The sequence below is a fragment of the Telluria sp. AZSoR62 genome (genome assembly GCF_058111565.1).
In genome coordinates this window covers 1-229 of sequence record NZ_JBYTST010000689.1, presented here as the reverse complement: position 1 = coordinate 229, position 229 = coordinate 1, and the positions used below count along the sequence as shown (strand labels likewise).

General features: G+C 64.6%; 1 protein-coding gene. It reads left to right on the top strand.

The genetic code is table 11. From position 1 onward, the window contains the following. Position 1 precedes the first annotated feature (1 nt). On the top strand, positions 2–229 hold a 228-nt coding region (locus AC3XQU_RS25165; RefSeq protein WP_489876806.1), incomplete at its 3' end, for an HIRAN domain-containing protein.

Genomic DNA, 229 nt, shown 5'->3' with positions numbered 1-229 from the left:
CGTGGTGCCCGTGCACGGGCTCCGATACATGCCCGAGACCGCACAGGCACACGTTGACACGTCCGTTTCAAAGGGGCAGTCCCTTCAGACCGTCCCGGAGCCAGCAAACAGCAAGGACCCACGCGCCGTGGGTCTTTGGTCCGAACGTCACAAGGTGGGCTTTGTGCCCGCGCCGGTGCTGGACTACATCGACATGATTGGCGCACCGGGTACCTTCGCTGCCCGCGTC